The sequence below is a fragment of the Metabacillus sp. 22489 genome (assembly GCF_052044855.1).
In the GTDB taxonomy this organism is placed as follows: domain Bacteria; phylum Bacillota; class Bacilli; order Bacillales; family Bacillaceae; genus Metabacillus; species Metabacillus niabensis.
On record NZ_JBQENT010000128.1, the window covers coordinates 1 to 623 of the forward strand.

Annotated in this window: 1 rRNA gene; it reads left to right on the plus strand. The window is 36.9% G+C overall.

Annotation, left to right across the window (positions count from 1 at the left end):
- A 5S ribosomal RNA gene (gene rrf / locus ACTJJ9_RS26385) occupies positions 1-81 on the plus strand; the annotation flags it as partial.
- Positions 82-623: the final 542 nt, after the last annotated feature.

The window sequence follows — 623 nt, forward strand, 5'->3', positions numbered from 1 at the left end:
CATGCCGAACACGGAAGTTAAGCTCTTCAGCGCCGATGGTAGTTGGGGGACTCCCCCTGTGAGAGTAGGACGTTGCCAGGTAAGATGGAAAAAGATCAGTAGAAATACTGGTCTTTTTTGTGTTTAAATAAAAACCGATAGGTTGATAGAGAAGCGTAGAGACAAAGTATACTTACTAGCCTGAGGCTTGGGAGAAGCAAGAAGGTCGTAGGAAGTGCAGAGAGAGAGAAAACCGGAATGTGCGTTCTTCGGGCACATGAGGGTTGCCAGGTAAGATGGAAAAGGATCAGTAGAAATACTGGTCTTTTTTTGCGTTTAAATGAGTTATTGGCTTATTATGAAGAACCATTATTTTAAATTATTATTCAAATATGTAATATAACGGGAAACAAAACATTTATTTTTATAAATTTATAAAATATTTGAAGAGGAAATTAACCAAAGCGACTACTAATAAAAGCAACAAGGTTTATAAAAATAGCCCCCAAAAAAGATCAGTAAAGATGAGGCCACTGAAAAAGTCTCTATATCTTTAATAAAGCGAAGGCTTCCTCGATATTATGAGGAAGCCTTCGCTCTTTTCATTTATAATAGATATATAAACTCTTAGGTGGTGTTCGCAT